Origin of the sequence: Terriglobus sp. YAF25 (assembly GCF_052113305.1) — a bacterium.
In the GTDB taxonomy this organism is placed as follows: Bacteria; Acidobacteriota; Terriglobia; order Terriglobales; family Acidobacteriaceae; genus Terriglobus.
In genome coordinates this window covers 1-5,180 of record NZ_JBFRCY010000499.1, presented here as the reverse complement: position 1 = coordinate 5,180, position 5,180 = coordinate 1, and the positions used below count along the sequence as shown (strand labels likewise).

General features: G+C 60.9%; 4 protein-coding genes. 1 reads left to right on the top strand and 3 read right to left on the bottom strand.

Translation table 11 applies throughout. The features are described 5' to 3' along the window. The first annotated feature begins 258 nt into the window (after nucleotides 1–258). The gene (locus tag AB4043_RS18800) at nucleotides 259–2,502 is read left to right on the top strand and encodes a patatin-like phospholipase family protein (protein WP_442307763.1); all 2,244 of its coding nucleotides are present in this window, start codon (nucleotides 259–261) and stop codon (nucleotides 2,500–2,502) included. 257 nt (nucleotides 2,503–2,759) lie between these two features. Here the strand turns inward: AB4043_RS18800 and AB4043_RS18795 are convergent, their stop codons facing one another. The 3 genes from AB4043_RS18795 to fabD all read right to left on the bottom strand — a co-directional run. Next, the gene (locus AB4043_RS18795; protein WP_442307762.1) at nucleotides 2,760–3,215 is read right to left on the bottom strand and encodes a metallophosphoesterase family protein; all 456 of its coding nucleotides are present in this window, start codon (nucleotides 3,213–3,215) and stop codon (nucleotides 2,760–2,762) included. Nucleotides 3,216–3,419: 204 nt separating this feature from the next. Beyond that, nucleotides 3,420–4,232 carry an ABC transporter ATP-binding protein gene (locus AB4043_RS18790; protein WP_442301031.1) on the bottom strand — a complete coding sequence of 271 codons (813 nt, stop codon included), beginning with the start codon at nucleotides 4,230–4,232 and terminating at the stop codon, nucleotides 3,420–3,422. A 113-nt stretch (nucleotides 4,233–4,345) separates the two neighbouring features. Continuing rightward, nucleotides 4,346–5,180: ACP S-malonyltransferase (gene fabD, locus AB4043_RS18785; protein WP_442307761.1), on the bottom strand; the 835-nt coding region annotated here is incomplete at its 5' end.

Genomic DNA, 5,180 nt, shown 5'->3' with positions numbered 1-5,180 from the left:
CGCTCACTCCGCTGGGCGTGGCCATGGCGGGAGCCAACGAGTTCGATCCGTATAAGGATTGAACAACAAGAAGGCCCGGCGAAAGCCGGGCCTTCTTGTTGAACCAACCCATACACTGGGTGCCCAGCTGCGCTCGAACAACCCACCCATTACTGCGCAATGGATGGGGCACACAATGTATCGCCCCACGTTAGCCATTCCGTTTCCCTCGCGTAGTTTTTGCTGGACCGCAGGTGAGAGAAGGGCATCCCATAAGATATGCGGAAACGTTCGACGGTAGCGGCTTTGCTGGCTGCCGCATTGTGTTCCACCTCTCTGTCCTCGCAGACCGCGGTGTCTACACCCCAACCCGCGCGCAAGAAGATTGGTCTGGCCCTCGGCGGCGGTGGCGCGCTTGGCCTTACAGAGATCGGTGTACTGCGCTGGCTGGAGGAGCATCACATTCCGGTCGACGGCATCGCGGGCGCCAGCATGGGAGCGCTGGTCGGGGCACTCTATGCCACCGGGCATACGCCGGATGAGATTCAGCAGTTGACCAGCGATGAGGTGCTCACGAAGGTCTTTCGTCTCTCCAACGACTTCAGCATCTTGAACTATCGCCGGCGCGAGGATCGCCGCGGCGCACCCAACTACATGACCATCGGTCTGAAGCACGGCATCAGCGTTCGCAATGGCCTGCTGGTCGATGCCGGGCTGAWTGCCTTTCTTTCGGCGCAGTTTCTCTCGTATGGCGACAAGACCAGCTTCGACCAGTTGTCGGTTCCGTTCCGCTGTACGGCGACGGATATTACCGAGGGCAAGCCGGTGGTGTTCGCACGCGGATCACTGCCGGAGTCGATCCGTGCCTCCATCGCGCTACCGGGAATCTTTCCCCCGGTGCAGAGAGAGGGACACACCTATGTGGACGGGGGAGTACTTGAGAATCTGCCGACACAGACTCTGAAGTCAGACCTGCATGATGATGTGATTCTGGCCGTCTCGATGCCTTTGGCCAAACTGGCGCCGAACAACACCAGCCTGCTGGGAACATTGCAGAGGTCGTTCTCGGTGGCGATCTGGGGCAATGAGCTGCAGTCGCGCCGGCTGGCGGATGTCGTTATCGAGCCGCAGACCGGCAACCTGACGACCATGGATTACGCCAGGGCCGAAGACCTCGCGAAGTTAGGCTACGACGCCACGGAGGCGCAGAAGGACAAGCTGATGGCCTATGCCCTCTCCGATACGGGGTGGGCGGCGTATCTTGTGAACCGAACTTCGCGGACGGCGGACAAGCCGCGCAACATCTCCTCCATCAAAGTGGAAACCGAAAGCCACGAGGTGAAGGAGGCGGTAGAGCACAAGCTGCAGAAGCTGGTAGGCCAGCCCGCCGAAGCTGCCGTCATCGACAAGCGGCTGGATGAGGTGCGGGCGGACGAACGTTATGAGGTGACCTATCAGGTCAGCTATCCCTCCGGACCGATACGGGGTGTACGCGATGCGGATATCGCGGTGAAGCTGGCCGATAAGGAGAATGGGCCCCCGTTCATTCTTATCGGCGTCAATGGCCAGGCACAGTCGGGCCAGACCCCGCGCTTCACGCTCGATCTGACATATCTGCACCAGGACTTCGGACGGTATGGCTCGGAGCTGCGCGGGTCTGTGCATCTGGGCTGGCTGCAGCAGTTCGATCTGGAGTACTACCGCCTGCTGAATGCACGGGGTATTTTTATCGCACCGCATGGAGAGTTCACGCGGCGGCCATATTTCATCTATCACGATCAGAATCGCTTGTCGGAACGGCTGTGGCAACAGGGAGGAGGCGGTGTCGATGTCGGATACACTTTCAGCCATAGCACCGAGGTGCGTGCGGGGTGGCAGGCATGGAGCCAGCGCTGGGTCACCAAGACGGGCAACGACGGCCAGGGCGACTCATCGCAGGTCGCACATCTCTTCGATGTACGCTATGCCCACGACGCGCAGGACCGTGCCGAAGTGGCGCAGCGTGGGTTTCACTACGACGTCGGCGCTGGCTATTTGAAGGCAGGCGAACATGCGGCCGCGGCTCCGCGCATCGTTGGTAAGATCCAGTTCTCTCATACGATCGGAGGCAACAGCTTCCTGGCTGCCGCAGAAGGTGGCACGTTGTTCAATCGCGACGTGGCCCAGCCGTACCGATTCACGCTGGGTGGGCCTGGGAGGCTCTCCGCTTCAGCCTTTGAGGAGTATCGCGGAACGGATTACTTCTACCTTCGCGAGGCGTATTTACGCAGGATTGCGAAGCTACCCGATCCCCTGGGACAGAACATCTATCTCGCGATTGCGTATGAGGCTGGACAGATGCGTGCCCCACGATCGATCGGCGTAACCGGTACAGACTATGCTCAGCCAGTCTCAAGTTTTCTGCGGCAGGACGTCATGTTCGGTGTGCTGGCAGAGACCCCATTAGGCGTGATCAGCTTCGGTCCGGCGCTTGGCGATGCAGGTAGAAGGAAGTTGAGCTTTACGATCGGCCGCTCCTTTTAGGAGCGGGTTGGATGGTTGAATCGTTGAATGGTTGAATAGTGCACAAATTGCATTGCGCGGTTTGGTAATTTCGGCTTACCTAGAGCAATTCTCCTAATACTGTGGTGTTGGATAGATCCGCGAATGCCGTTTTCTTTGCGGAAAACGGCGCGAACAGCCAGCACTTCGCTCTACACCTTTAGGAGAATTGCTCTAGCCGCTGTTCAATAGCTTGTTGGTTTACTTTCACCATTCAACTATTCAACCATTCAACCGTTTTATTTACCGTCCCTGAGCCGTATCGCCAGCCGATCGGGCAGTCCGGCCATCAGGATTTTGCCCTGGGCTTTGATGATGTCGTAGGGCAGGCGATGGAAGGTGATGGTGGCCTCGTCGGTGTCGTAGATGGCGCAGGCGACGCGCCAGTCGCCGTCGCGGGGCTGGCCGGCGGAGCCTGGATTAATGAGGTAGCGGCACTCCGGGTCGAGCTTCAGCACCCATGTCTCGGCGACTTCGCGGGAGCGGTACTCCGGAATCAGTTCGCGCCAGGCAGTCCCTTGCTGGATGAAGCCTCCCTGCACGTGGGTGTGACCGAAGAAAGTAAGCGGCTGCTGCATCTGCTGCAGCGGCGCCCAGGCATCGCGAACGTTGAGGATGTAGTCGTCTTCGTCGAGCGGAGAACCATGCACGCAGGCCACTGCAACGCCCTCGGGGTAAATGGGGCCTAGGAGCATGGCGCGTACCCAATCCATGTTGGTGGGCGAGGGGTTGGGCCTGCACACCAATGTAACAAGTTTGGGCTGAAAGCTAAAAGCTTGAAAAAGAGGGATCTTGGAGCGACGAGCATCCTGCAAAAAGCAGGTTCGTCACTTATCGCCCCAGCGAACAACTTCGCTGGGGACCTCGAACGTTCAGGATGGCAGGCCGACGGCGGTGCTTTACACCTGCGCCAGGGGTTTCGACCGGTCTGTCTGCATGGTCGGGGCGGAGGCCAGCAGGCGTTTCGTATAGGGATGCTGCGGCTGGTGGAAGATCTGCTGGACCGTCGCCTGCTCGACGATGTGACCGTGCTGCATAACCGCGACCCGGTCAGCAGTCTGGGCTACGACCGCGAGATCGTGTGAGATGAAGAGCATAGAGAGACCGTGCCGTTCGCGCAGGTCTGCCAGCAGACGCAGAATCTGTGCCTGGACGGTGACGTCAAGCGCCGTCGTCGGCTCGTCGGCAATGAGCAGCCGCGGCTGGTTCACGATCGCCATGGCGATCAGGATACGCTGCCTCTGGCCGCCGGAGAACTGGTGCGGATAGTCGTCATAGCGGCGGGCAGGGTCGGGCATGGCGACCTGTACGAGCGACTCCAGAACCCGCTCTTTCACCTCTGCGCGCGATAGCTGGGAATGATGGGCGCGCACCGCCTCGGCGATCTGTGTGCCGATGGTGGAGACCGGGTTGAGCGCGGTCATCGGCTCCTGGAAGATCATCGCGATCTCGCGGCCGCGTACCTGCCGCATAGCCTCTGTCGAGAGTGTCTGCAGATCGCGCCCGTCGAAGCGGATCTGGCCGCGTACCTGCGCCGAGGGAGGCAACAGCCGCAACACCGCCAGCGACGTGGCAGATTTGCCACTGCCCGACTCTCCCACAAGCCCCAGCGATTCGCCGGCGGCGACGTCGAGATCGATGCCATCGACCGCGGGGCGCTCTCCGCCGAAGGAGACTTGCAGATTGCGGACTTCGAGCAGTGGGCTGGTCACTAGAGCATTTTCCCTGTAGGTGTAGTGTAGGGCTTCCGTATCTATGGGCGTTTTCCGCAATGAAAACGCCGCTGCACACCCCTTCCGGGCTACCCAGCAACAGGGAAAATGCTCTATTCCGCTACTTCCGCCAGGGCCGCGAGTGTCTTTTCCAGCGATGCGGTGTCTTCGACGTTGAGGGCCTTCTGGTTGCGGTCGATCTGGCGCATCAGGCCGGTGAGCACGCGTCCCGGGCCAACCTCGATAAAGTGGGTCGCGCCCTGGGCGACGAGCGTCTGCACGCACTCTACCCAGCGAACAGCGCCGGTGACCTGGCGGATGAGGGCATCGCGAGATTCGGCGCGGCGATGTTCCACGCGGGCGTCGACGTTGCAGACGATGGGGATGTGCGGGTCATGGAAGTTGACCTGTTCCAGGTAGCTGGCAAGCTGATGCTGGGCCGGAGCCATCATGGCCGAATGGAAGGGGGCACTGACCGGCAGCATGACGACGCGCTTTGCGCCGGCTTCTTTGCAGAGTTCTGCGGCGAGCTCCACGCCCTTGATGGCGCCGGAGATCACGGTCTGTTCCGGGGCGTTGAGGTTGGCGGCGGAGACGACCGAATCGGTCTCATCCCAGGCGCGGGTGCAGAGCTCTCCGATGGTAGCGGCGGGCAGGCCCAGAATGGCAGCCATGGTGCCCTGGCCGGCGGGGACAGCTTCCTGCATGAACCTGCCGCGGTTCTTTACGGTGCGGACGGCGTCGGCAAAGCTGATGGTGCCGGCGGCGACATGGGCAGAGTATTCGCCCAGCGAGTGTCCGGCGGCGATGGCTGGCCGAATGCCCTTTTCTTCGAGCACACGAAGGACGGCCACGGAGACTGTCAGGATCGCAGGCTGGGTATTTTCCGTGAGCTGCAGATCCTCTTCCGGGCCCTCGAAGCAGAGCTTCGAGAGCGGAAACCCGAGC